Source organism: Acidimicrobiales bacterium, assembly GCA_025455885.1.
Taxonomy (GTDB): Bacteria; Actinomycetota; Acidimicrobiia; order Acidimicrobiales; family Acidimicrobilacustridaceae; genus Rhabdothermincola_A.
The window spans coordinates 75,886-100,095 of record JALOLR010000010.1 but is presented as its reverse complement, the minus strand read 5'-3'; the positions used below and the strand labels follow the sequence as shown (position 1 = coordinate 100,095).

The window sequence follows — 24,210 nt, the reverse complement described above, 5'->3', positions numbered from 1 at the left end:
ACGAGGGGTGCCGCCCGGCCGGGCGCTCGGAGGTGCGGCCCCCACCGGCCGCGGTGCCGCTCACGGCGCGATCGACATGGCCAGACCGTCGAGGATGTCGGCCTCGGAGACCACCACCTCGTCGATGCCGAACCGGCGCATGGTGGCGACGAGCACGCACATGCCCCCGACGATCACGTCGGCCCGTTCGCGTTCGAGGCCCGGGTTGTGGACCCGATCGGCGAGGGCCTCGGTGGCGAGGGTGCGGAACACGTCCTCGGTGGCCTCGCGGCTGAGGCGGAAGTGGTGGATCCGGTCGCGGTCGTACTCGGCGAGCCCGATCTCCACCGCCGCCGCGGTGCTCACCGTCCCGGCCAGCCCGACGAACGTCCGGGCTTCGCCCGCCGCGGGGATCTCACGCTGGACGTCGTCGAGGTGCAGCGCCACGATCGACAGGCACTGGCTGAGCTCCTCGGCGGTGGGGGGATCGTGGTGCAACCACGCCTCGGTCATCCGGACGCACCCCATGTCGGTGGAGATGCTCGCTTCGGCCACCTCCGTCCCGTACGTGAACTCGGTGGAACCGCCGCCGATGTCGAACACGAGGAAGGGCCCGTCCGCCTGATCGAGCTCGGCGGTGGCCCCGAGGAAGGAGAGGCGCCCCTCCTCGTCGCCGGTGAGGAGCTCGGGCTCGGCACCCACGACGGCGGCGGCCGGTCCGAAGAAGTCGTCCCGGTTGGCCGCGTCGCGGGCCGCCGAGGTGGCCGCCATCCGCGTGCGCGAGACGCCGTGGCGGTCCAGCACCTCGCGGTACTCGCGCAACACGTCGAGCGTCCGGTCGATGGCCGCCGGGTCGAGACGGCCCGTCGCCCCCACCCCCTGGCCGAGACGGGTGATGCGCATCAGCCGCTCGACGGTCGTCCGCCCGCCCTCGCTGACGAGGAGGCGCACCGAGTTCGTGCCGCAGTCGATGGCGGCGACCGGCGCGGTCACGCGTCCACCCGTCGAGGCGACCCCGCCGGGAGCAGGCCGTCGTCCGCCAGGCGCTGGTGCACCCACTCCCCCACGGGATCGTGGCCGCCGGCCAGCCAGTGGGCGTAGTGGGCGTGCAGGCACTTCACGCCTCGGCGGGTTCCGCCGACGCCGCCGTACGGTCGCGGGCCGTCATGACCGGGTGGGAGCGCCGTGTCGCGGTCGTGGGCGTGGGCGGCGTGGGCGGCGGCCACCTCGTCGGCGTCGACCTCGGCCTCGGCCCGACGCACCCCTCCGGCGGACTCGAGCGTGCCGATGGCCGACCGCAGCGCCGGGTCGGCCAGCCAGTAGCGGGTGGGCATCGGCGTGCCGTCGTCGAAGAGCGGTTCGTTGCACAGCACCACCGGGTCCCCGGTGGCGCTGCGGACGACCACCTCGAACCCGCCCCGGGGCGGGCGCCCGAGGAGCTCCGCCCCCCGGGCCACGTCGTCGGGCGTCGCCGTCACCGCCGGCGACGCAGCAGTCGCCAGACCACGACGGCGGCGAGCGCCACACCGAGAAGCGGCAGCACGCGCTTCAGCATCGGCGAGCCGGCGTGCTCGAGCAGGTCGATGGGCTCGGGTTCGGGGGCGTCGATCCTGCGCACCTCGGCCACCGACGCCCCCTGGCCGTTGCGGCCGTTCAGCGCCATGGCCGCCTCGACGTTGTCGACGGCCTCGTCGACGGCCTCCTCCACCAGCTCGGTGGCCTCCTCGACGGCCTCCTCGAGGATCTCGGCGGCCACCTCGACCGCCGCAGCGACCTTCTCGGCCTCCACCTCGGTGACCGCGTCGACCAGGTCACCGCCCTCGACGACGTCGACCACCTCCACCCCGACGACCTCGGCGGACCCGCCACCGTCGCCGTTCGGGCCGAGGTCGAGCAGGACGGTCGACTCGAGGTTGTCGACGAACTGGGTGAGGAGCTTGGCACTCACGTCGCCGAGGACCCCCCGCCCGAACTGGGCAACCTTGCCGGTGACGGTGAGGTCGGTGGTGACGACGCAGTGCGTCCCCGACCCGGCCGGAGTGAGCTGGGCGGTGATCACGGCGCTGGCGTTGCCCTGGCCGCGGGTGTCACGGCCGGTGCCCTCGAGCACGGCCCGGTGGGCCTGCTCGTCGAGCTCGACGAAGCTGGCCCGGCCCTTGTACTGGGCGCTGATCGGGCCGACCTTCACCTTCACGATGCCGCGGTACTCGTCACCCTCGATCTCCTGGAGCTGCGCCCCCGGCAGACACGGAGCGATGCGCTCCACGTCGGTGAGCACCGCCCAGGCCTGCTCGATGGGCACGCTCACGTCGAAGGTGTTGGTCAGCTCCATCGGTCGAGATCCTCCACGGTGTCGATGTCGAGCCCGTCGCCGGGGCACGCTAGTTCGCCCACGAGCTCGGGCCTCTCGCGCATCACCACCCGTGCGCCCTCGTCGCCGGTGGCGGGGAGCAGCGGCCACACCTCGCGGGCGAGTCGCACCGGGTTGGCCCGCTCCCCGCCGTAGGTGGCCACGAGGATCGGCGGGTCGGGGTCGGCGCGGGCCATGGTTCGCCAGGCGTCGGCGCCGACGAAGGGCTGGTCGGCGAGCCCCACGAGGAGGGCGTCGAAGCCCCCCACCCGGGCAGCGTGCACGGCGACGGCCAGCGAGGTGGCCTGCCCTTCGGCCCAGCGGGGGTTGTCGAGCACCACGGCACCGTCGGGCAGCGCACCGTGAAGGTCGAGGGCGCCGCTCACGACGAAGACCACCGCCAGCTCGGGCACGGCCAGCGGCGCCTCGACGGCGAGGGAGACCAGCGGCCGGTCCCGGAGGCGGGCCAGCTGCTTGGGACCGTCCGAGAAGCGGCTCGAGCCCCCGGCGGCCAGCACCGCGGCGGCGAGCAGGGGTGCGTCGGCGGGGGGCACGGGCTCAGTCAACCACCCCGCCGTGGCGCATCGTCATCCACCGCTATGGTCCGTCCGTGGCCGAGCCGATCGAACCCCTCTCGATCACCGCGTTCTTGTTGCTGGCCGACTCGGCCCAGGTGGCCGACGGCAAGCTCTTCGTCCTGGGCGGCGGCGTGGCGATCCTGCCCGCCCAGCCCCAACCGGTGTCGCTGGCCATGGTGATGCACGTGCCCTGGGACCGCAGTGGTGAGCGCTTCGAGTGGACGTGCGAGCTGCTCGACGAGGACGGCCTCCCCGTGCTCCTGGGTGAGACACCCCTGCTGGTCAGCGGCGAGTTCCAGGCGGGACGGCCCGCCGGGTGGCCGGAGGGTGCGCCGTTGACGGTGCCCGTCGCCATCAACTTCTCGGGGCTCCCGCTCCCCCCGGGTCGGCGTTACACGTGGCGCCTCGTCGTCGACGGCCACACGGAGCCGGAGTGGCAGACGTCGTTCTCGGTGGCCCCCCCACCCACACAGCCGGCCTGACCACCCTGGCCGCGCCCCCGGCGACGACCAACGGATACTGTGCGACGGAGACGTCGGGAACGAGGGGGACGATGCAGGTCACGGTCACGGTCAACGGCGAGCAGCGCACGGCCGACGTGGAGCCGCGCACCCTTCTCGTGTACTTCGTGCGCGAGCAGCTGGGCCTCACCGGCACCAACGTCGGCTGCGACACGTCGTCGTGCGGGGCGTGCACCCTCCATGTCGACGGCGAGTCGGTGAAGTCGTGCACGATGCTCGCCGTCCAGGCCGACGGTTGTGAGGTCACCACCATCGAGGGGCTGGCGCCGAGCGCCGACGAGATGCACCCCATGCAGAAGGCCTTCCAGCAGGAGCACGGCCTGCAGTGCGGCTACTGCACGCCGGGCATGGTGATGGCGGCGGTCTCGCTGCTCGACGAGAACCCCGACCCGACCGAGCGGGAGGTGCGCCTCGGGCTCGAAGGGAACCTCTGTCGCTGCACCGGCTACCACAACATCGTCAAGGCGGTGCTGGCCTGCGCCCGCGGCGAAGTCGGCGAAACCCCGGTCTCGGTGGGCGGAGAGGCCCCGTGATCCCCGCGGCGTTCGACTACCGCCGGGCCGACTCCGTCGAGGAGGCCCTCGCTGCGCTCGTCGAGCACGGCGACGAGGCCAAGCTCCTCGCCGGCGGCCACTCGCTGCTCCCGCTCATGAAGCTGCGCCTCGCCGCCCCGTCGGTGCTGGTCGACGTCGGCCGCCTCGACGACCTGCGCTACGTCCGCGACGCCGGCGACCACGTCGCCGTCGGCGCCCTGTCCCGCCATCGCGACCTCGAGACCAGCGAGCTGCTCGCTGCCGAGGTGCCGCTGCTCGCGCACGCCGCCGGTGAGGTGGGCGACCCCCAGGTGCGCCACCGAGGCACGATCGGGGGCTCGCTGGCCCACGCCGATCCTGCCTCCGACCTCCCGGCGGTGCTGCTCGCCCTGGGCGGCACCCTGGTGGCGAAGGGCCCGGGCGGGGAGCGCACGATCGCCGCCACGGACTTCTTCGAAGGCTTCCTGGAGTCGGCGCTCGAGCCCGACGAGCTGCTCACCGAGATCCGCGTGCCGAAGACGCCCGACGCCGGATGGTCGTTCCAGAAGTTCAACCGGCGGGCCCAGGACTGGGCCATCGTCGGCGTCGCCGCCGTCGTGTCCGACTCGGTGACCGGGGTCGGGCTGGTGAACATGGGCTCCACGCCGCTGCTGGCCACCGGCGTAGCCGAGGCCCTGGCCGAGGGTGCCGATGCCGCCACCGCCGCCGAGCGGGCCACCGAGGGCACCGAGCCGCAGTCCGACATCAACGCCAGCGTCGAGTACCGCGAGCACCTCGCCCGCGTGCTGGTCCGCCGCGCCCTCGTCGACGCGGGGCGCTGAGCGCAGGCTCGACCGGCTGACTCCGCCTTCCCCCGACGGCAGGTGCCCGCCGACACCACCTCAGTGGATGGGGCCACTCGTGGTGCGCAGGGACACGGCGACGCGGCCGGTGCGCACGGCGATCATCTCGGCGGCGATGGCCACCGCCGTCTCCTCGGGGGTGCGGCCGCCGAGGTCGAGACCGATCGGGGCGTGCAGTCGCTCGGCCACTGCGTCCATGTCGGCGCCCTCCGCGGCCAGCCGCCGGAGGCGCTCGTCGCACGTCCGACGGCTCCCCATGGCGCCCAGGTAGCCGACGTCGGTGCGCAGCGCCGCCACGATGGCGGGCACGTCGAACTTGTGGTCGTGGGTGAGCACGCACACGGCGTCTCTCGGCCCGAGTCGCTCCCCCACCCGGTCGAGGAGGCGATGGGGCCAGTCCACCACGACCTCGTCGGCGTCCGGGAAGCGGCGAACGGTGGCGAACACCTCCCGGGCGTCGCAGACCGTGACCCGGTAGCCGAGGACCTTGGCCACCTTCACCAGCGCGCCGGTGAAGTCGACGGCCCCGAAGATCAACATCTCGGGGGGCGGGGCGAAGCTCTCGATGAAGACGCCGACCGCCGTCTCCCGCGCCTCCCCATGGAAGCCGTAGTGGCGCACGACGGTGGTGCCCGACTCGAGCTCACCCAGGGCGTCACGGACCACCACCCGGTCGAGGTCGGGGTCCCCCAGCGAGCCCAGCGGCTCGGTGCCCTCCCCCACCAGCACCTTGTTGCCGAGGCCGGGGCCCTCGACCACCGTGGCGAGGGCCACCGGACGGTGGTGCGCCACCGCGTCCCGCCATGCCTCGTAGAGGGGCACGGCTACCAGTCCAGCGGTTCGAGGAAGAGGTGCACCGTGCCGCCGCAGGTCAGTCCGACGGCGAAGGCTTCGTCGTCGCTGTAGCCGAAGGTCACCATGCGGGCGCGACCCGTCTCGTGCACGTCGAGCGCCTCGGCGACGACGGCCCCCTCGACGCAGCCCCCCGACACGGACCCGACTACCTCGCCGTCGTCGGCGACCGCCATCGCCGCACCCGGTTGGCGGGGCCCGGAGCCCTCGATGTCGACGACCCGGGCCACGACGACCCGTCGCCCGTCGGCTCGCCAGCGGTCGAGGTCGGGGATCAGTTCTTTCACCGGCCGTCGTCCTTCCTGTCGAGAGCGCCCACCGCGCCGTCCGCCCGCTGGGGCGCCGTCACCGCGCCACGACCCGGGCCAGCTCCTCCAGGGCATCGAGCGAGTGCCCCTCGACGAACTCGTCGACGAACGGTAGCGCCGTCGCCATCCCCTGCGCGAGGGGGGCGTAGTCGGGTCCGGCCTTGAGCGGGTTCACCCACACCAGGCGACGGGCGACCCGCTGCAGACGTGCCATCTGCTCGGCGAGCAGGTCGGGCTCCCCCCGGTCCCACCCGTCGGAGAGGATGACGACCACCGCGCCCCGTGCCATGCCCCGCACCCCCCATGCGTCGTTGAAGCGCCGGAGACTCTCGCCGAGCCGGGTGCCGCCGCTCCAGTCGGGGACGGCCTCGACCACCCGGGCCAACGCGGTGTCGGGATCGCGGGTGGACAGTTCGCGGGTGAGGCGGGTCAGACGGGTCCCGAACGCGAACACCTCGACCGCCGTCGGACCGGAGGCGGCGGCGTGCACGAAGCGGAGGAGGGCGCGGCTGTAGGTCTCCATCGACCCGCTGACGTCGAGCAGCAGCACGAGCCGGCGCGGACGACTGCGCCGTTCGAGGGTGGGTCGGTGCACGGGCTCGCCCCCGGTGCGCATGGCCGACCGGAGGGTCCGTCGCAGGTCGGGGCGGCCGCGTCGGCGGCGGCTGGTCCGGCGCCGCCGGGACCGCCTGGGCGCACCGACGAGGTCGAGGTCGGCCATCAGGCGGCGGGCCTCGGCCATCTCGGCGTCGCTGTACGCCGCGAAGTCCTTGGCCCGCAGGACGTCGTGCGGGCTGTAGCGCACCGACACCACGGGGCCGTCCGACGCCTCGCCGGTCGCTCCGTCCGGCGCGTCGTCGGTGGCGAGGACGAGGCGCAGCTCGTCGGCGAGCGCGAGGTCGACGGTCACGGGCACCCCCGCCCACCACGACGCGAACACCGAGTCGTACACCTCGACCTGCTCGGGTGACGTGACCAGGGTGCACCGGCCCGCCCAGTAGAGGTCGTGGCGCGACCCCGAGAGCACCGCCAGGGCCCGGAGGTAGGCGATCGAGGCACCGAGAGGCGCCGGCACCCCTGCGGCGCGCAGGGCGCCGACGAAGGCGAGAGCCGTCTCCTCGCCCGTCGCCGGCCCGGGCTTCATCCCCGGTCGTGGGCGCCCGCGACGAGCACGTCGACGCCGTGACGGCGGGTGCGCTCGGCGTCCTCGCGGTACTTCACGACCGCGCCCAGGGTCGACGACGCCGTGGCCACGTCGAGCTCGTCGCGCCCGAGCAGCGCCACGGCCCGCGCCCAGTCGATGGTCTCGGCGACGCCAGGGGACTTGTAGAGGTCGAGGTCACGGAGGGCCTCGACGGCGGCGGCGACCTGACGAGCCAGCGCGTCGGGCACCTCGGGGGCGCGGGACCGGACGATGGCCACCTCGCGCTCGAAGTCGGGGTGCTCGACCCAGTGGTAGAGGCAGCGCCGCTTGAGGGCGTCGTGGACGTCCCGGGTCCGGTTCGAGGTGATGACGACGACCGGGGGCTCGTGGGCGGTGAACGTGCCGAGCTCGGGCACGGTGACGGAGAAGTCGGCGAGCACCTCGAGGAGGAAGGCCTCGAACTCGTCGTCGGCGCGGTCGACCTCGTCGACGAGCAGGACCGGCACGGGGTCGCCCGGCGGAGCCGTGATGGCCTCGAGCAGCGGTCGACGAACGAGGAAGCGCTCGTCGTACAGCTCGGCCTCGAGGCGAGCGGCGTCAGATGCCGCGCCGGCCGTCTCGGCGGCGCGCAGGTGCAGGAGCTGGCGGGGGTAGTCCCACTCGTAGAGCGCCTGGGCGGCGTCGATGCCCTCGTAACACTGCAGGCGGAGCAGTGGTCCGCCCGTCCACGCGCTGAGCACCTTCGCGACCTCGGTCTTGCCGACCCCCGCCTCGCCCTCGAGCAGCAGGGGCCGGTGCAGGCGCAACGCCAGGTAGACCGCGGTGGCGAGGCCGTCGTCGGGGAGGTAGCCGTGGGCCCGGAGGCCTTCGGCCACCGCGTCGACGCTCTCGGGTTCGGTGGCGGTCACGGCGGCAGGCTACCGATGGCGACCGCGGTCAGCTCCGGACGAAGACGAGCTGCAGCTCGATCTCGCCGTTCTCGTCGACGGTCACGAGGGAGTTGCTGGGCGGCTCGATGGCGTAGTCGGCCATGAGGATCGGGATGCCGGCGGGCGTGGCGATCGAGATGGTGGAAGCGCCGTCCCAGAGCGCCTGGAGGGGGACGTCGACGGACCGGGTGACACCGTGGAGGGTGAGGTCGCCGGTGGCGGTGAGCTCGACCTGCTCGCCGGCGGCGAGGTCCGCCGGCAGCTCGATGGGGCTGGTGAGCACGAACGTGGCCGTCGGGAACTGCTCGGTCTGCAGGCCCCGGGTCCGGAGTGCGTTGTCGCGGGTGGAGCTGTCGCTGGCCAGCTGCGTCATGTCGGCCTCGATGTCGACCACCGTCACCTGGCCGCCGGCGACGGTGAGCGTCCCGGTGAGAGCGCTGGTGCGGCCCACCGCGGTCTTCTTGACGGTCTCGCCGCCGAAGAGCTCCTCGACCCGGTAGCCGACGAAGACGTCCTGCCCCGGTGACAGGGAGTAGTCGCCGTCGGGGCCCGTGGTCGAGCCCGCGGCCGGGGCGACGGTCGTGTCGGTGGTGCGTACCGGGAGGCTGGCCCGCTCGGGCGCGTCGCCGCGCAGCACGAACCACCAGAAGGCGATGCCGCCGAGGACGACCACGCCGACCACCGCCACCAGCGTCCACTTCGCCGAGCTCTGCCAACGGGTCGCCATGCCATCTCCTCACCAGGGTTCCGGCGCACGCTATCGGCGCCCCCGGCAAGTGATGTCGCGCCAGGGAGGGGCTCAGCGGCCGTGGACGGCCCTCCACACCCGCTCGGACGTGAGCGGCATGTCGAGGTGGTCGACGCCGTAGGGCGACAACGCGTCCATGACCGCGCTCTGCACGGCCGGCGTGGAGCCGATCGTCCCGGACTCACCGATGCCCTTCGCGCCCAGCGGGTTCACGGGCGTGTCGGTCTCGAGCGCCACCAGCTCGAAGCTCGGGAGCTCGGCGGCGGACACGAGGGCGTAGTCGGCCAGGTTGGCGGTCTGGGGGTTGCCGTCGTCGTCGAACTCCACAGCCTCGTAGAGCGCCTGGGCGACGCCCTGGGCGATGCCGCCGTGGCGCTGGCCCTCGACGATGAGCGGGTTGAGCAGCCGGCCGGCGTCGTCGCACGTGACGATGCGGCGCAGCTCGGTGCGGCCCGTCTCGGTGTCGACCTCGACGACGGCGATGTGGGCACCGAACGGGAAGGTGGGGGCCTCGGAGGCGTAGACGAGGGTGGCCTCGATCGGCTGGCCGGTGGGCCCCTCGCCGATCGGGCCGCTGATGTCGCCGGCGGCACCCACGTCGGCCCACGACCGGGTGACGGTCGGTGTGCCCGCGACGTGGAACACGCCCCGGTCGGCGTCGAGGACGATGTCGGCCGGCGCCGCCTCGAGGAGCTCGGCGGCCACCTGGCGGGCCTTCTCGACGACCGCCTCGGTGGCGCCCCAGACCGCCGACCCCCCGACCTGGAGCGAACGCGACCCGAACGTGCCGGTGCCCTCGGCGACCCGGTCGGTGTCACCGGACACGACGTCGATCTGCTCCATGGGGATGCCGGTGAGCTCGTGGGCGAGCATCGCCCACGACGTGGAGTGGCCCTGGCCGTGGGCCGAGGCCCCGGTGAACACGGTGACGCGTCCCTCGCGCCCGAGGGTCACCTTCGCGAACTCGGTCTGCCCGGCCGAGGGGCCGGCGGTGATCTCGACGTACAGCGAGACCCCGATGCCGAGCTCGACGGTGTCGCCTCGCTCGCGTCGGGCGGCCTGCTCGGCGCGCAGATCGTCGTAGCCCGCGGCGGCAAGGGCCTCGTCGAGGGCGCCGGCGTAGTCGCCGCTGTCGTAGACCGCCCCCGTCTGGGTGGTGAACGGGAATGCGTCGGCGGCGATCAGGTTGCGCCTCCGGACCTCCACGGGGTCCATCCCGATCTCACCGGCGAACAGGTCGAAGGCCCGCTCGACGGCTGCGGTGGCCTCGGGGCGGCCCGCTCCTCGGTAGGCCTCGATGGGCGTGGTGTTGGTGACGACGCTCTTGGTGTTGCACTCGACCTTCGGGATGTCGTACGTGCCCGGCGCCATCGTGCGGGTCATGAACGGCAGGAACGTGCCCATCCCCGGATAGGCCCCTGCGTCCTGCAGCACCGTGAGCCGGTAGGCCTCGACGGTGCCGTCGCGACGCCCGCCGATCTCGATGCGGTGCACCTGACCCCGACCGTGCGGCATCGCCACCATGTTCTCGCCCCGGGTCTCGGCCCATCGGACCGGCCGCCCCAGTCGGCGGGCCACCCACGGCAGCAGCGCCTCGTCGGCCTGGAGGTTGATCTTGGCGCCGAACCCACCGCCGACCGCCGGTGCCACCACCCGGATCTGCTCGGGCTCGAGGCCGTAGAGGCCGGCCAGCTTGCCCTTGACGCCGTGCGGCGCCTGGGTGGACACGAACATCACGAGCCGACCGTCGTGCCAGGTGACGGCCATCGCCCTCGGCTCGAGCGGGCACACGGCGACGCGCTGGTTGACGATGTCGCGGCTGACCACCACCTCGCAGCCGTCGAAGAGGTCGTCGCTGTGCCCGAACGGGACGGCCAGGGCGGTGTTGGTGCCGTGGTCGGGGAACAGCAGCACCTCGTCGCGCTCGCTGGCGACGGGGTCGACGACGGCGTCGAGCGGGTCGTAGTCGACGACGACGAGCTCCGAGGCGTCCTCGGCCGCCTCGCGCGACTCGGCGAGGACGACCGCCACCGCCTCCCCCACGAAACGCACCACCCCGTCGGCCAGCCACGGACGGGCGAGCGCGTCGGGGATCATCCCGGGAATGGGGACCCCGAACGAGCCCAGGTCGCCGGCGGCGGCAATATCGGCGGCGGTGAGGACCGCGACGACGCCGGGTGCCTCCCGGGCCTCGCTGACGTCGAGCTCGGTGAGGCGGGCGTGGGCGATGGTGGAGCGCACGAAGTGGGCGTGCACCGCACCGGTGAGGAGAGGGTCCTCCAGGTCGGCGGTGTACACCCCGCCACTGGTCAGGAAGACCGGGTCCTCCCGCCGCGTGACCCGCGTGCCCATGACGCTCATCCGTGTGCCCCCCTCGTGGTCGTACCGGGGAACGCTAGTGCGCGGCACCGATCGGTCGGGCGCCCCGCCACGCTGCTCCGCCCGGGGGCCGCGACGTCGCGGGCGCTACGGGACCATCCGGTTGAAGGGCCACGCCTCGGGGAGGCGCACCGGATCGCGGGGCGGCGGGAGGACGTGGTACACCTCCTCGCCGACCTTGGCGTAGCCGTACTCCTCCCGTGCCAGCCGTTCGATCTCGGCGTCGGTCATGAGCGCCTCGACCTGGGCGCGGCGTTCGGCGTTGACCTCCTCCAGCTCGGCCAGGCGCTCCTCCGAGGCGCGCAGGGTGGCACGCTGGTCGAGCCAGGTGCGGGTGGGGAACACCCCCAGCACCATCACGCCGACGGTGAGCCCGACGAGCACGAGCGGCACGACGAGGCGCCCGGCCGCGCCGACCGCCCGGCTCCCTCGCGACCGCGCCTCCTGGTCGGCGGGACGCGCCGCACCGGTCCGGGTGGCCCGGACGGGCTCGGCCCCGGCGGCGGCGCGGCGACGGAACGGGCGGATCATCCGGTGGTGGTCGCCCTGGCCAGTGCGTCGGCCCCCCGGTAGGCGGCGGCCTCACCGAGGTCGTCCTCGATGCGCAGGAGCTGGTTGTACTTGGCGACGCGATCGCTGCGTGCGGGCGCGCCGGTCTTGATCTGCCCGCAGTTGGTGGCCACGGCCAGGTCGGCGATGGTGGTGTCCTCGGTCTCCCCGGACCGGTGCGACATCACCGAGGTGTAGCCCGACCGGGTGGCGAGGGCGACCGTCTCGAGGGTCTCGGTGAGCGAGCCGATCTGGTTGACCTTCACGAGGATCGAGTTGGCGACACCGGCCTCGATGCCGCGCGCGAGGCGCTCGACGTTGGTGACGAACAGGTCGTCGCCGACGAGCTGGCAGCGATCGCCGATCGCGTCGGTGAGCAGTCGCCAGCCGTCCCAGTCCTCCTCGGCCATGCCGTCCTCGATCGAGACGATCGGGTACCGCCCGACGAGGTCGGCGTAGTACTCGGCCATCTCGGCGGGGGTGAGGCTGCGACCCTCACCGGCGAGCACGTACGCGCCGTCGCGGAAGAACTCCGACGACGCCGGGTCGAGGGCGATGGCGAGATCGGCGCCGGGGGTGAACCCGGCCTTCTCGATGGCCTCGACGAGCAGGGCGACGGCTTCCTCGTTGGATCCGAGGTCGGGGGCGAAGCCGCCCTCATCGCCGACGGCGGTAGACAGGCCCCGGTCGTGGAGGACCTTCTTCAGGACGTGGTAGGTCTCCGCTCCCCACCGCAGGGCCTCGGAGAAGGACGCCGCGCCGACCGGCATGATCATGAACTCCTGGAGGTCCACGTTGTTGTCGGCGTGCTCCCCACCGTTCAGGACGTTCATCATCGGGACCGGCAGCACGTGGGCGTTCACCCCGCCGACGTAGCGGTAGAGCGGCATGGCCAGCTCGACGGCGGCGGCCCGGGCCACGGCCAGCGAGGTCCCGAGGATGGCGTTCGCCCCGAGGCTGGCCTTGTTGTCGGTGCCGTCGACCTCGAGCAGGACGCGGTCGACGTCACGCTGGTCGAGCGCGTCGAAGCCGATGAGCGCGTCGTAGATCTCGTCGTCGACGTGGGCGACGGCCTCGAGGACGCCCTTGCCGCCGTAGCGGCTCTCGCCGTCGCGGAGCTCGACCGCCTCGAAGGCCCCCGTGGATGCGCCCGAGGGGACGATGGCCCGTCCGGCCGCCCCGGACTCGAGGATGACCTCCACCTCGACGGTCGGGTTGCCACGGCTGTCGAGGACCTCCCGACCGGCGATGTGCTCGATGATGCTCATTGGGGCGCGCGCTCCTCGGTCGATGGGTCCCGACCACGATGTCATGTCGGCGCGCGGGGTTGGCGTACCCCGCGGGGTCGGTCAGTCCGCGGTCGCCGCCTCTGCGGTCGCGGCCGCACTGCGACGGCGGGCCGTCGTGGTCCGCAACGCGTTCTCGGGGTCGACGCCGACCGCCCGGGCCCGCTCCACCACAGCCCACAACAGAGCGCCGAAGGCGTCCTCGTCGGCCCCGTGGTCGACGCCGTCCAGGGCGTCGTCGAGGTCGGGCGACACGGGGACGTCGACACCGGCGTCGCGCAGCGTCGCCGACTTCTTGGCCACCTTCGTGGCGAGCGCCAGCGCGGGGAGCGACTCGGGGATCCCGTCGAACACGCTGTCGCGTCCCTTCTCGGCCTTCTTCAGCTCCTCCCAGTTCCGCACGACCTCGTCGGGCCCGCTCACCTCGACGTCGCCGAACACGTGGGGGTGGCGCGACCGCAGCTTGTCGTGCACCGTGCCGGCGACGTCGGCGAGCGTGAAGCGGCCCTCCTCGGCGGCGAGCTGGCTGTGGAAGAGCACCTGGAAGAGGAGGTCACCGAGCTCCTCTTCCAGGTGCTCGAAGCCGGTGCCGGTCTCCACGTCGAGGTGGTCGATGGCGTCGAGCACCTCGTAGGCCTCTTCGAGCAGGTGGCGGCGCAGTGACTCGTGGGTCTGCTCGCGGTCCCAGGGGCACCCCGCCCGCAGGGCCGCCACGAGCTCGACGAACCTCGTGACCTCGCGGGCGATCGGAGCCGCGAGCTCCGGGACGAGCACCGACGTGAGGTGGTCGGCGTCGACCCGGTCGATCTCGGTCCACCGGACGGACTGCACCGTCTCATCGGGCAGCCCGAGGCGCCGGAGGACGACGACCTCGGCGTCGGGGCCGAGTGACGGGTCGAGACCGGCGTCGAGGGCCAGCTTCACCTCGGAGAGCACGGTCGGCGAGTCGCACTGCGCGACCAGGAGGGGGCCCCGCTCCCCCGCCGCCTCGACGGCGAAGCGGTGCCCGTCGACGACCCGAACGCCCGCGGCCACCGGATCCAGGCCGAGGCGGGCCCACGCGAGGTCGAGGAACGAGAGGGCGGGGAGGATCTCGACCTCGACCCTCGGGTCGGCGACGAGGAGCTCGACGCTGCGCTCCGCGACGACCGGTGAGCCGGGCACGGCGTAGAGGACCGAACCGTGGACCGTCGCCGCGTCGACGAGCCGCTCGACGATCTCCAGGTACACCGCGTCGAGCACCGCGGCCTCGTCGTAGACGGCGTCGAACGTGGCGGCCCCGGGCACGACCTCGGCCGAGGGATGGCGGCGGGTCCGCAGGAACCGAACGGGCTCACGACCGATGGCGTCGAGGGTGCCCGCCGTGACGAGGTCGGGGCCGCCCGGTCCGAGGCCCACGACGACGACCCTGGCCGTCGTCACCGGTCAGCCTCCGACGGGGGCCCCGCCACCGAGGAGCTCGGCCAGCGCCGGGTCGAGCTCGGCGCCGACCGGCGACTGGGCACCCTGGGGTGGGACGACCCGCCCCTCCTCGGCGGCCCAACGGCCGAAGCGGGGGCCGACGGTGACGTCGGCCTCTGAGGCCGCCGTCCGGAGCCAGTCGTTGAGGAGGGCGTCGCTGTTCTCCTCGACCGCCGCGGACAGCTGGTCGCGCAGGTCCTCGAAGGTGAGCTGGCCCCGCTTGGTGACCAGGATGAGGTGGTACCCGAAGTCGGTCTCGACCGGCTCGCCGACCTCGCCCACGGGTTGGGACCAGACCGCGGCGTCGAAGGCCTCGATGTAGCTGCCCTGGGGAGCGCAGCCGAGGTCCCCGCCGTTGCCGGCGCTTCCAGGGTCCTCGGAGGAGGTGGCCGCCAATGCCGCGAAGTTGGCGGTGCCCTGGAGCTGGTCGGCGACGGCGTCGACGCGCTCGCGGGCCGCGGCGAGCTCCTCGGGCGTCGGCGGCGCCTGGCCGGTGCCGGCGCGGATCAGGATGTGGCTGACGCACGCCTGCTCCCCGAGCTCGTCGGCCTGCGCCTCGTAGAGGGCCCGAAGGCCGTCCTCGGTCGATGCCCGGTCGAGGATGTCGCGGCGCAGGACCAACACGTTGGCCACCCCCTCGACCAGCGCGTCCCGGTAGCTCGTGGCGAACCCGTCGAGCACGGCGAGGCCCTCGGGATCGGCTGTGCTGGCGTCACCGGCGCCGGGGTTCGGCGAGAGGTTCAGGCTGAGCAGCAGCTCGGCGTTGCGCCGATCGGCCTCGGTCACCTCGAGGCCCCGGGCCTCGTTCTCCTGCTCGGCGAGCACGAAGCTCACCCGCTCGTTGAGGTACTGGGAGGTGAACGCGGTGGAGAAGGTGGCCCCGTTGGTGCCCTCGGGCACCACGGGGCTTCCCTGCGCGGCCCGGGCGTCGAGATAGGCCTGATTGGCGGCGATGGACTCCAGCTGGTCCATGAAGTCACGTTCGGACAGCGAGAAGCCGTCGACGGTGAGGGCCGTGGGAGCGACCGTCGAGCAGGACGCCCCGACCAGCGCGGCCACGGCGACCAGGGCGGACAGGAGCAGGGGGAGGCGGCGTCGCGTCGTCACGAGTCGGTCACCCTACCGAAGCCCCCTCCGCGTCGACAGTCCGCCCGGGCACCAGGTCCCGGAGGGCGGCGGTCACCTCCGCCGCCGCCGTCTCGGCTGACCCCACGGCCAGGAGCACCTGTTCGAGGGCCGGCTTCACGAGGCTCCCCTTGTGGAGCCGCTCCAGGCGCACCACCTTCGACGCGGGCAGGACCAACGGCGACAGCCGGGCGACGTACCGTGGCCCGCCGAACCCGGTGCCCTTGGTGACCGTCACGTCGCGGACCCCGGTGCGCGCGCACTCGGCCCGCAGCCGGGCGACGGCGAGAAGGGCCTGTGCGGCCGGGGGGACCGGCCCGTAGCGGTCGATCCACTCGGTGGCGATGTCGTCCACCTCGACCTGGTCGGTGACGGCGGCGAGGCGGCGGTAGGCCTCGAGCCGGAGCTCCTCGCGTTCGACGTAGGTGACCGGCAGGTTGGCGTCGAAGGGGAGGTCGATCTTGATCTCGGCGGGCTCGCTGGGCTCTTCGCCCTTGAGCTCGGCCACCGCCTCGGTGACCATCTGGCAGTACAGGTCGTACCCGACCGCGGCGATGTGCCCGCTCTGACCGGTGCCGAGCAGGTTGCCGGCCCCGCGGATCTCGAGGTCACGCATGGCGATCTTGAACCCCGAACCCAGGTCGGTGGCCTCGCCGATGGTCTTCAACCGCTCGTAGGCCTCCTCGGTGAGCACGCGGTCGGGTGGGGTGAAGAGGTAGGCGTAGGCCCGTTGTCCCGACCGGCCCACGCGTCCCCTCAGCTGGTGGAGCTGGCCGAGTCCGAGGAGGTCGGCCCGGTCGACGACGAGGGTGTTGACGGTCGGCATGTCGATGCCGCTCTCGATGATCGTCGTGCACACCAGGACGTCGAACTCGCCCTCCCAGAAGTCGAGCACGACCCGCTCGAGGGACCCCTCGTCCATCTGGCCGTGGGCGACGGCGATGCGGGCCTCGGGGACGAGGTCGCGGAGCTCGCCGGCGACCCGTTCGATGTCCTGCACCCGGTTGTGGACGAAGAAGACCTGGCCCTCGCGCAGCAGCTCGCGGCGGATCGACTCGGCGACCGCCCTCTCGTCGTACTCGCCGACGTACGTGAGGATCGGTTGGCGCTCGCTCGGCGGGGTGTTGAGCAGTGTGAGGTCACGGATGCCCGTGAGGCTCATCTCGAGCGTGCGCGGGATCGGGGTGGCCGTGAGGGTGAGCACGTCGACGCCGACCTTGAGGCTCTTGATGGCCTCCTTGTGGGAGACGCCGAAGCGCTGCTCCTCGTCGACGACGAGCAGCCCGAGGTCCTTGAACGTGAGATCCGGGCCGAGGAGGCGGTGCGTGCCGATGACCACGTCGACCTCACCCGAGGCGAGGCCGTCCACGACCTTGCGCGCCTGGGCGTTGGTGAGGAACCGGCTGAGCACCTCCACGCGAATCGGATAGCCGGCGAATCGTTCGCTGAAGGTGGTGAAGTGCTGTTGGGCGAGCAGCGTGGTCGGGACCAGCACGGCGGACTGGGTGCCGTCCTGCACCGCCTTGAACACCGCCCGAACCGCCACCTCGGTCTTGCCGAAGCCGACGTCGCCGCACACCAGGCGGTCCATGGGCGGCGGGGCCTCCATGTCGGCCTTGACCTCGCTGATGGCCTTGAGCTGGTCGGGGGTCTCCTCGAAGGGGAAGGACGCCTCGAGCTCGTGCTGCCACGGCGTGTCCACGCCGAAGGCCCGGCCCTCGGCGTTGACCCGCTTCTGGTAGAGGACGACGAGCTCCTGGGCGATCTCGGTGACCGCGGCCCGGACCCGCGCCTTGCTCTTCTGCCACTCGCCGCCCCCCAGGCGGCTCAGCGTCGGCGAGTCGCCGCCCGTGTAGTGACGAACGGCGTCGATCTGGTCGGACGGGACGTAGAGCTTGTCGTCGCCGCGGTACTCGAGGAGCAGGTAGTCGCGCTCGGCGCCGCCGATGGCCCTGGTGACCATGCCGCCGTACCGGGCCACACCGTGCTGGTGGTGCACGACGTGGTCGCCCACCTTCAGGTCGTCGAAGTACCCCTGGGCCGCGACCTTGCGGGGCCTGGCTCGACGGTGGGCCCGACGGCGACCGGTGACGTCGCCCTCGGCCAGCACGGCCAGCTTGATCGCGGGCAGCGAGAACCCCCGCTCCAGCGGGGCGACGACCACGTGGCCTCCCGGAGCCGTGAGGTCGACGGCCCCCACGGCGAGCTCGACGGCGACGCCCTGGTCGCCGAGCAGGGCCACGAGACGGTCGGCCGAGCCGGCGCCGTCGGCGGCGACGACCACCCGATACCCGTCGGCCAGCATGTCGCGGAGCTGGCGGGTGAGCCCGTCGCCGTCACCGACGACCGGGTTCCATCCCGACGCCGACACCGTGGTCACGTCCGGGCCCTCGGGGGCGTTGGTGAGCGTCCAGACGGGTGCGGTGGTGCGCACGAGCAGGCGGTCGAACCCGACGTGGAGCTCGGGGAACCCCTCACCGCCGTCGTCGGCCCCCCACGTACGGGCCAGCGTGCGGGCGAGGTCCTCCTCCTCGGCGAGGATGTCGGATGCGCGGTCGCGCATCCGCCGGGGCTCGACCAGGAGCACCTGGGCGTCGGCGTCGACGAGGTCGAACAGGACCGTCGGGCCGTCGTCGCCGTCGTCGACGAGCCACGGGAGCCAGGACTCCATCCCGTCGAAGATCTGCCCCTCGACAAGGCGCTCCCACTGCTCGCGCCCCCAGGGCTGGCTCGCCACCAGGGCCTCGGCACGCGCCCGCACCTCGTCGGTCGGCACGAGCTCACGGCAGCCGAACAGCTCGACCTCGGCAAGATCGACGGTGGCGCGCTGGTCGGCCGGGGAGAACTCGGTGAGTCGGTCGACCTCGTCGCCCCACATGTCGATCCGCACCGGCGCGTCGGCGGTGCTGGGATAGACGTCGACGATCGATCCCCGCACGGCCAGCTCCCCGCGGTGCTCGACCTGGAACTCGCGGCGGTAGCCGAGCGCGACCAGGTGCTCGACGAGCTCGGAGGGATCGAGCACCTCGCCCCTCCCGATCACGAGCGGTTCGGCGTCGGCGACGTGAGGGCCGAGGCGCTGCACGAGCGCGCGGATCGGGGCCACCACCACCCGAGGGGCACGCTGGGGGTCGCGCAGGCGCCAGAGCGTGCGCAGGCGACGACCCATCGTCTCGACCCCCGGGCTCACCCGCTCGAAGGGGAGGGTCTCCCACGCCGGGAAGAGGTCGACGTCATCGGGCCCGAGGAACGCGGCGAGATCGTGGACCAGGCGCTCGGCCTCCCCCGTGGTCGGCACCGCCACGACGAGGGGCCGGCGACCCGACCGTCGCACCAGGCCCGCCACGGTGATGGCCCGTGCCGGCTCGGGGACCGCCACCACGGCGTCACGGCGACCGAGGACGGCGGTGAGGCCGGGCTCGTCGGCCAGGAGCGCGGGGAGGTCGGAGAGGGGCACGGGACCGTCGAGGCTACCGGCGCGTCCCGCACCGCCCGCCGGCGCCGCCACGCCGCACGAGCCCATACCGGAAAACCCTTTCAGGACTTGCCGAAAGCACGTCAGGATACGGGCGCGACGGTGATTGCGTCCGCCCCGTCCATGGGTGTCAACTGACGCACGTATGGCCGCACCCACGCACGCCCGGACCGACTCCGGACCGCTCCCCCTCCCCCCTTCGACAGGCGTCCAGCTCCCCGAGAGCCGGCGCTATCGCCTCAAGAACCGGGTCCTCGGACGCCCGCTGACCACCGACCAGCTCCAGCACGAGCGGCTCGGGAAGCCCACGGCGCTGGCCGTCTTCGCCAGCGACAACCTCTCATCCGCGGCGTACGCCACCGAGGAGATCCTCCACACGCTGCTCGTGGTGGGTGGCATCGGCCTCGTCGCCTTCGACTACGTCATGCCGATCACCATCGCCATGATCGCGGTGCTCGCCATCCTCATCCTGAGCTATCGACAGACGATCAAGGCCTACCCGTCGGCGGGGGGGGCCTACATCGTCACCAAGGACAACCTCGGGGTGATCCCTGCGCAGGTCGCCGGCGTCGCGCTCCTCACGGACTACATCCTCGTGGTCGCGGTCTCGGTGTCGGCCGGGGTGTCGGCGCTCTACTCGGTGTTCGGCGAGCTGTACCCGTACCGGGTCCCCATCGCCCTCGCGTTCATCGCCATCATCGCGCTCGGCAACCTCCGCGGAGTGCGCGAGTCGGGCCGGCTGTTCGCCGTGCCCACCTACAGCTTCGTCGTCGCGATGGCCCTGCTCATCGGCTACGGGATCTACAAGGCGACCGTCGGCGGTGGTCTCGAACCCGTCGAGCTCGAAGGCGAGCAACTCGCCGAGGCCCAGGGTGTCCAGGTGGTCGGCTGGATCCTGCTCCTGCGCGCCTTCGCCTCCGGCGGGGCGGCGGTCACCGGTGTCGAGGCCATCTCCAACGGGGTGCCCGCCTTCCGCGAGCCGAGCTGGCGCAACGCCAACATCACCCTCGTCGTCATGGGCTCGATGCTCGGCGCGATGTTCCTCGGCATCTCCTGGTTGGCCTCCCAGATGGAGACCGTCCCGGTGCAGGGAAAGACGGTGCTCGCCCAGTTGGGCCAGGCCATCTACGGCGACAGCGGGGCGGGCACGGTGATGTTCGTCTTCACCCAGATCGCCACGATGCTCATCCTGGTGCTCGCCGCCAACACGGGCTTCGCCGACTTCCCCCGCCTGGCGAGCTTCCAGGCCGAAGACTCGTTCATGCCCCGCCAGCTCATCAAGCGGGGCCACCGCCTCGTGTTCTCGAACGGCATCATCGCGCTGGCCGTCACCGCCGGAGTGCTGGTGATCATCGCCCAGGCCGACGTCACCAGGCTCATCCCGCTCTACGCCATCGGGGTGTTCCTCAGCTTCACGCTGTCCCAGACCGGCATGGCCAGACGACACCTGCGCCTGCGGGAACCGCACTGGCGGAAGGGGCTGGCGATCAACGGGACCGGCGCGTTCGTCACGGGCGTCGTCACCATCGTCATCGCGGCCGCCAAGTTCACGGGGGGCGCGTGGGTGATCCTCCTGCTCATCCCCGTCTTCGTGTTCGTGGTCGTCCGCCTCAACCGCCAGTACGAGGCGGAGCGTAGCGAGCTCTACGACGACGCCCGGGAGGCGGTCGAGGCACCCATCCTCCGCCAGCACTCCGTCGTGGTGCTCGTGGACCGACTCGACAAGACCGCCGCCCGGGCCATCCAGTACGCCCGGGCCCTGACCCCCGACGACCTGCGGGCCGTCCACATCGCCGTCGACGAGCAGCACGCCGCCGAGCTGGCCGCCGACTGGACCCGCCTCCCCCTCGAGCGGCTCCCCCTCGAGGTGCGCGAGTGCCCCGACCGGCGCATCACCCGCACGGTGCTCGAGCTGGTGTCCGAGCTGGCCGGCGACGGACAGACCGAGGTCACGGTCCTCATCCCCCGACGCGAGTACCGCTCGGCCTGGCATCGACTGCTCCACGACCGGACCGCCGACAGCATCGCCAAGGCGCTCGGCGACGTTCCGCACGCCAACGTCACGTTCGTCCCCTACCACCTCACCCACACGGCCAAGGGCCAACACGTCCAGAGGGTCCCCCACGGCACGCTGTCGGGCACGGTCGGCATCGGCGAGCACCACCGTCACGGCCACGACGACGAACGTGAGCCCGCCGAGGGCGCCCCGGGCGCAGGAGGTCGATGACCGGTGGCGCTGTTCCGCCGCCGCGAGCGCGAAGCCGAGGCCCGTCGCCTCGCGGCCACGAAGGCCGCCTACGAGGAGCTCGGTCAGGTCGCTCTCAGAGGGGTCGAGCCCATCGGCGGCGTCCGGTGGCGGCAGCACGTCAAGGTGGCCGGCCGGGTGCGGGCGATGCGGGTCCAGCCCTGGGCCGAGGTGGCCAGCCTGGAGCTGACCATCGCCGACCGAACCGGAGGCCTGACCGTGGTGTTCCTCGGGCGACGACAGATCGCCGGTGTCCGTCTGGGGGCCCGGATCGTGGCCGAAGGGAGGGTGACCGCCATCCGAGGTCAGCTCGCCATCATGAACCCCGAGTACCAACTCCTCCCGGTCGAGGTCGACCTCCCCGCCTGGACCGAGGACAACCCCGGACGCTCGGCCGCGCCCACCCACTCCGACTGACGAGCCGACGGGCCGCACCGCATCCCCCACCGGCCGGCGGCATGGCGAGACGTGCCTCGACACCGGGGGGGAGGGCACCACCGTCGATCACGTGGTGCGGGCGTTCACCGAGCTCATCGCCGCGTCCACCCCGTCGGCCAGGATCGCCTCGACGGCGTCGGCGGCCTCCTCGACGGCCACGTCGAGCTCGGCCCGTTCGGCCTTGCCGAGGCGGCGCAGGACGTGGTCGGCGCCCTGCTCCTTCGTCGGCGGCTTACCGACGCCGATCCGGATCCGCACGAAGTCCGCGGTGTGCAGGTGGGCCTTGATGGAGCGCAGGCCGTTGTGGCCGGCCAGCCCGCCGCCCGACTTGACCTTCACCCGGCCGAGCGGGAGGTCGAGCTCGTCGTGCACCACGACGAGGTGCGCCGGATCGTCGATGCCGTAGCGGCGCACCAGCGGGGCCACGGCCTCGCCGGACAGGTTCATGTAGGTGGACGGCTCGGCCAGGGCGACACGGGCCCCGTCGATGCGGACCTCGCCGACCAGGGAGCGCTCCCGGCCCGGTTTGAGGGTGGCGCCGTGGCGCCGGGCCAACAGGTCGACCACCTCGAACCCCACGTTGTGTCGGGACCCGGCGTACTCGCGACCCGGATTGCCGAGCCCGACCACGAGCAGGTCGGCGGGGGTCCCCCGGCGAGGCGCCTGGCCGCGCCGGGACCCGAACGCCATCAGTCCTCGGCGCCGCCCTCGGCCGCCTCGTCGCCCTCGCCGCCGGCCTCTTCGCCCTCGGGGGTGTCGAGGTCGAGACCGTGGTCGGACAGGACGGTGAAGCGGGTACCGACCCCGACCACCACCGGAGCGTCGAGGGGCACGTCGGTGGTGACGCCCTCGGGGAGCTCGATGTCGCCGACGGTGATGACCCCGCCGATCGTGAGCTCGTCGACGTTGGTCTCGAACTGGGTGGGGATGTCGGCGGGCTTGGCGTTCACCGTCAGCGTCTTCATCTGCTGGTCGACGATGCCCCTGCGGTCCTCGACGTCCTTGGCGAAGCCGTTGACGACGACCGGCACGTCGACCGACACCGGTGAGTTCCGGTCGAGGCGGAGGAAGTCGACGTGGATGACGTTGCGGCGCACCGGGTGACGCTGCATGTCCTTCACCAGCGTGAGCTCGGTCTCGCCGTCGACCTCGAGGTCGATCAGCGCGTTGAGCCCGGCCTCGGTGCTCAGCACCCGGCGCAGGTCCGACCACTCGACGGCCACCGGGACGGCGTCACGGCCCAGGCCGTAGACGACGCCGGGCACCATGCCGGTCTCGCGCAGCCGGCCGGAGGATCGCGAGCCGGTGATGCGACCGGTGGTGGCGGTGAGGGCGGTTTCCATGACGGGGGAGCTCCTGGGAAGACGGGCGCGGCCGGGAGAATGGGCTGAAGCCGACGGGACAGCCTACCGGTCGGCCCCCGGATCGGGAAATCCCCCACCCCGGCCCCGGGGCGCTACGCCTGGTTGTGGCCGCCGAAGATCTCGCTGACCGACGTGTCCTCGAACACGGCGTCGATGGCATCGGCGAGCACCCCCGCCACCGACAGGACCTCGATCTGGTCGAGCTGCTTCTCGGGGGGCAACGGCACCGTGTTGGTGACGATGACACGGGACAGCACCGAGTTCTTGATGCGGTCGATCGCGGGACCGGAGAGCACGGCGTGGGTGCAGGCGGCGTGCACCTCGTCGGCGCCGTGCTCCTTGAGCTGCTCCGCGGCGGCCACGATCGTGCCGCCCGTGTCGATCATGTCGTCGATGAGCACGCACGTGCGCCCCTCGACCTCGCCGACGACGTCGCGGGCCTCGACGGCGTTCTTCTGCCCCTTCACGCGGCGCTTGTGGACGATGGCCAGGTCGGCGTGCAGGGCGTTGGCGTAGCGCTCGGCCACCTTCACCCGCCCGGCGTCGGGGGACACCACCACCAGGTCGTCACCGAGCTGCTTCATGTGCTCGACCAGCACCGGCATCGCCGTCAGGTGGTCGACCGGGCCGTCGAAGAAGCCCTGGATCTGCCCGGAGTGCAGATCGACGCTGATCAGGCGCTTGGCACCGGCGACCTTGAACATGTTGGCCACCAGCTTGGCGGTGATCGGCTCACGACCCTCGGACTTGCGGTCCTGGCGGGCGTAGCCGTAGAAGGGCGCCACTGCGGTGATGCGCTTCGCCGACGCCCGCTTGGCGGCGTCGACCATGATCAGCTGCTCCATCAGCGCGTCGTTGACCGACATCCCCTCGGCGCCCGTGTGGCTCTGCATGATGAAGACGTCCGAGCCCCGCACCGACTCCCCGAAGCGGCAGTGCAGCTCCCCGTTGGCGAACTGGCCGAGGTTGGCGTGGCCGAGGGTGATCCCGAGCCGTTCGGCGATCTCCTCGGCGAGGGCGAGGTTGGCCCGCCCCGAGACGAGGTGGAGACGCTTCTTGGTGACCAGCTCCATGGACATCCCCTGGCGTGTCGGAGACGGGCGG

At 72.6% G+C, this 24,210-nt stretch carries 23 protein-coding genes; 5 read left to right on the top strand and 18 right to left on the bottom strand.

From position 1 onward, the window contains the following. Nucleotides 1-60 precede the first annotated feature (60 nt). Genes MUE36_10405 through MUE36_10390 form a run of 4 tightly spaced genes read right to left on the bottom strand, consistent with a single transcriptional unit; the run spans nt 61 to nt 2,883 of the window. Nucleotides 61-972 carry a Ppx/GppA family phosphatase gene (locus MUE36_10405; protein MCU0311341.1) on the bottom strand — a complete coding sequence of 304 codons (912 nt, stop codon included), beginning with the start codon at nt 970-972 and terminating at the stop codon, nt 61-63. Further along, a complete protein-coding gene (locus MUE36_10400) occupies nt 969-1,457 on the bottom strand; it encodes a DUF501 domain-containing protein (protein ID MCU0311340.1) in 489 nt (162 codons plus the stop codon). The genes MUE36_10405 and MUE36_10400 overlap by 4 nt, the downstream gene beginning before the upstream one ends. Then, complete coding sequence (locus MUE36_10395; protein ID MCU0311339.1) at nt 1,454-2,311, bottom strand: SRPBCC family protein; 858 nt, start codon at nt 2,309-2,311, stop codon at nt 1,454-1,456. The genes MUE36_10400 and MUE36_10395 overlap by 4 nt, the downstream gene beginning before the upstream one ends. Further along, entirely contained in the window at nt 2,302-2,883 is a 582-nt protein-coding gene (locus tag MUE36_10390) for a nucleotidyltransferase family protein (protein ID MCU0311338.1), read from the bottom strand. Before MUE36_10390 ends, MUE36_10395 begins: the two co-directional genes overlap by 10 nt. Nucleotides 2,884-2,939: 56 nt before the next feature. On the opposite strand from MUE36_10390, the gene MUE36_10385 reads away from it, so the two are divergent. The 3 genes from MUE36_10385 to MUE36_10375 all read left to right on the top strand — a co-directional run bounded on the left by MUE36_10385 (nt 2,940) and on the right by MUE36_10375 (nt 4,782). Next, on the top strand, nt 2,940-3,389 hold the full coding sequence (locus tag MUE36_10385) for a hypothetical protein (GenBank protein ID MCU0311337.1): 450 nt from the start codon (nt 2,940-2,942) through the stop codon (nt 3,387-3,389). Nucleotides 3,390-3,460: 71 nt separating this feature from the next. Further along, nucleotides 3,461-3,961: a (2Fe-2S)-binding protein gene (locus tag MUE36_10380; GenBank protein ID MCU0311336.1), complete on the top strand. Its 501-nt coding sequence runs from the start codon at nt 3,461-3,463 to the stop codon at nt 3,959-3,961. Further along, nucleotides 3,958-4,782 carry a xanthine dehydrogenase family protein subunit M gene (locus MUE36_10375; GenBank protein ID MCU0311335.1) on the top strand — a complete coding sequence of 275 codons (825 nt, stop codon included), beginning with the start codon at nt 3,958-3,960 and terminating at the stop codon, nt 4,780-4,782. Before MUE36_10380 ends, MUE36_10375 begins: the two co-directional genes overlap by 4 nt. A gap of 60 nt (nt 4,783-4,842) precedes the next feature. Here MUE36_10375 and MUE36_10370 read toward each other — a convergent pair whose 3' ends face one another. The 11 genes from MUE36_10370 to mfd all read right to left on the bottom strand — a co-directional run bounded on the left by MUE36_10370 (nt 4,843) and on the right by mfd (nt 19,041). Beyond that, entirely contained in the window at nt 4,843-5,625 is a 783-nt protein-coding gene (locus MUE36_10370; GenBank protein MCU0311334.1) for an XdhC/CoxI family protein, read from the bottom strand. A gap of 2 nt (nt 5,626-5,627) precedes the next feature. After that, the gene (locus MUE36_10365) at nt 5,628-5,942 is read right to left on the bottom strand and encodes an XdhC family protein (protein ID MCU0311333.1); all 315 of its coding nucleotides are present in this window, start codon (nt 5,940-5,942) and stop codon (nt 5,628-5,630) included. A 58-nt stretch (nt 5,943-6,000) separates the two neighbouring features. Next, nucleotides 6,001-7,107, bottom strand: coding sequence for a VWA domain-containing protein (locus tag MUE36_10360; protein MCU0311332.1), 1,107 nt, complete (start codon nt 7,105-7,107; stop codon nt 6,001-6,003). After that, entirely contained in the window at nt 7,104-8,015 is a 912-nt protein-coding gene (locus tag MUE36_10355; protein ID MCU0311331.1) for a MoxR family ATPase, read from the bottom strand. Before MUE36_10355 ends, MUE36_10360 begins: the two co-directional genes overlap by 4 nt. 28 nt (nt 8,016-8,043) lie before the next feature. Then, the gene (locus MUE36_10350; protein MCU0311330.1) at nt 8,044-8,763 is read right to left on the bottom strand and encodes a YceI family protein; all 720 of its coding nucleotides are present in this window, start codon (nt 8,761-8,763) and stop codon (nt 8,044-8,046) included. A gap of 72 nt (nt 8,764-8,835) precedes the next feature. Further along, complete coding sequence (locus tag MUE36_10345; GenBank protein MCU0311329.1) at nt 8,836-11,145, bottom strand: xanthine dehydrogenase family protein molybdopterin-binding subunit; 2,310 nt, start codon at nt 11,143-11,145, stop codon at nt 8,836-8,838. 105 nt (nt 11,146-11,250) lie between these two features. Continuing rightward, on the bottom strand, nt 11,251-11,694 hold the full coding sequence (locus MUE36_10340) for a septum formation initiator family protein (GenBank protein MCU0311328.1): 444 nt from the start codon (nt 11,692-11,694) through the stop codon (nt 11,251-11,253). Next, on the bottom strand, nt 11,691-12,980 hold the full coding sequence (gene eno / locus MUE36_10335) for a phosphopyruvate hydratase (protein MCU0311327.1): 1,290 nt from the start codon (nt 12,978-12,980) through the stop codon (nt 11,691-11,693). Before eno ends, MUE36_10340 begins: the two co-directional genes overlap by 4 nt. Before the next feature lie 81 nt (nt 12,981-13,061). Then, on the bottom strand, nt 13,062-14,420 hold the full coding sequence (locus MUE36_10330; protein ID MCU0311326.1) for a MazG family protein: 1,359 nt from the start codon (nt 14,418-14,420) through the stop codon (nt 13,062-13,064). Nucleotides 14,421-14,423: 3 nt separating this feature from the next. Continuing rightward, nucleotides 14,424-15,566, bottom strand: a complete 1,143-nt coding sequence (locus tag MUE36_10325) for a peptidyl-prolyl cis-trans isomerase (protein MCU0311325.1) — start codon at nt 15,564-15,566, stop codon at nt 14,424-14,426. Nucleotides 15,567-15,573: 7 nt separating this feature from the next. Further along, a complete protein-coding gene (gene mfd, locus MUE36_10320; GenBank protein MCU0311324.1) occupies nt 15,574-19,041 on the bottom strand; it encodes a transcription-repair coupling factor in 3,468 nt (1,155 codons plus the stop codon). A gap of 163 nt (nt 19,042-19,204) precedes the next feature. Here mfd and MUE36_10315 point away from each other — a divergent pair, with 163 nt between their 5' ends. Both MUE36_10315 and MUE36_10310 read left to right on the top strand, forming a co-directional pair. Next, on the top strand, nt 19,205-21,286 hold the full coding sequence (locus tag MUE36_10315) for an APC family permease (GenBank protein ID MCU0311323.1): 2,082 nt from the start codon (nt 19,205-19,207) through the stop codon (nt 21,284-21,286). 3 nt (nt 21,287-21,289) lie between these two features. Next, the gene (locus MUE36_10310) at nt 21,290-21,721 is read left to right on the top strand and encodes an OB-fold nucleic acid binding domain-containing protein (GenBank protein MCU0311322.1); all 432 of its coding nucleotides are present in this window, start codon (nt 21,290-21,292) and stop codon (nt 21,719-21,721) included. An 87-nt stretch (nt 21,722-21,808) separates the two neighbouring features. Here MUE36_10310 and pth read toward each other — a convergent pair whose 3' ends face one another. From pth to MUE36_10295, 3 genes are all read right to left on the bottom strand, one after another. Beyond that, nucleotides 21,809-22,432, bottom strand: a complete 624-nt coding sequence (pth, locus tag MUE36_10305; protein MCU0311321.1) for an aminoacyl-tRNA hydrolase — start codon at nt 22,430-22,432, stop codon at nt 21,809-21,811. Beyond that, nucleotides 22,432-23,085, bottom strand: coding sequence for a 50S ribosomal protein L25 (locus tag MUE36_10300; GenBank protein MCU0311320.1), 654 nt, complete (start codon nt 23,083-23,085; stop codon nt 22,432-22,434). The genes pth and MUE36_10300 overlap by 1 nt, the downstream gene beginning before the upstream one ends. A gap of 113 nt (nt 23,086-23,198) precedes the next feature. Continuing rightward, nucleotides 23,199-24,185, bottom strand: coding sequence for a ribose-phosphate diphosphokinase (locus tag MUE36_10295; GenBank protein MCU0311319.1), 987 nt, complete (start codon nt 24,183-24,185; stop codon nt 23,199-23,201). Nucleotides 24,186-24,210: the final 25 nt, after the last annotated feature.

Coding starts and splice junctions, on each gene's coding strand:
- MUE36_10360 (MCU0311332.1), bottom strand. CDS start 7,107: ATGAAGCCCGGGCCGGCGACGGGCGAGGAGACGGCTCTCGCCTTCGTC.
- MUE36_10345 (MCU0311329.1), bottom strand. CDS start 11,145: ATGAGCGTCATGGGCACGCGGGTCACGCGGCGGGAGGACCCGGTCTTC.
- MUE36_10295 (MCU0311319.1), bottom strand. CDS start 24,185: ATGTCCATGGAGCTGGTCACCAAGAAGCGTCTCCACCTCGTCTCGGGG.
- MUE36_10350 (MCU0311330.1), bottom strand. CDS start 8,763: ATGGCGACCCGTTGGCAGAGCTCGGCGAAGTGGACGCTGGTGGCGGTG.
- MUE36_10380 (MCU0311336.1), top strand. CDS start 3,461: ATGCAGGTCACGGTCACGGTCAACGGCGAGCAGCGCACGGCCGACGTG.
- eno (MCU0311327.1), bottom strand. CDS start 12,980: ATGAGCATCATCGAGCACATCGCCGGTCGGGAGGTCCTCGACAGCCGT.
- MUE36_10315 (MCU0311323.1), top strand. CDS start 19,205: ATGGCCGCACCCACGCACGCCCGGACCGACTCCGGACCGCTCCCCCTC.
- MUE36_10395 (MCU0311339.1), bottom strand. CDS start 2,311: ATGGAGCTGACCAACACCTTCGACGTGAGCGTGCCCATCGAGCAGGCC.
- MUE36_10300 (MCU0311320.1), bottom strand. CDS start 23,085: ATGGAAACCGCCCTCACCGCCACCACCGGTCGCATCACCGGCTCGCGA.
- MUE36_10340 (MCU0311328.1), bottom strand. CDS start 11,694: ATGATCCGCCCGTTCCGTCGCCGCGCCGCCGCCGGGGCCGAGCCCGTC.
- pth (MCU0311321.1), bottom strand. CDS start 22,432: ATGGCGTTCGGGTCCCGGCGCGGCCAGGCGCCTCGCCGGGGGACCCCC.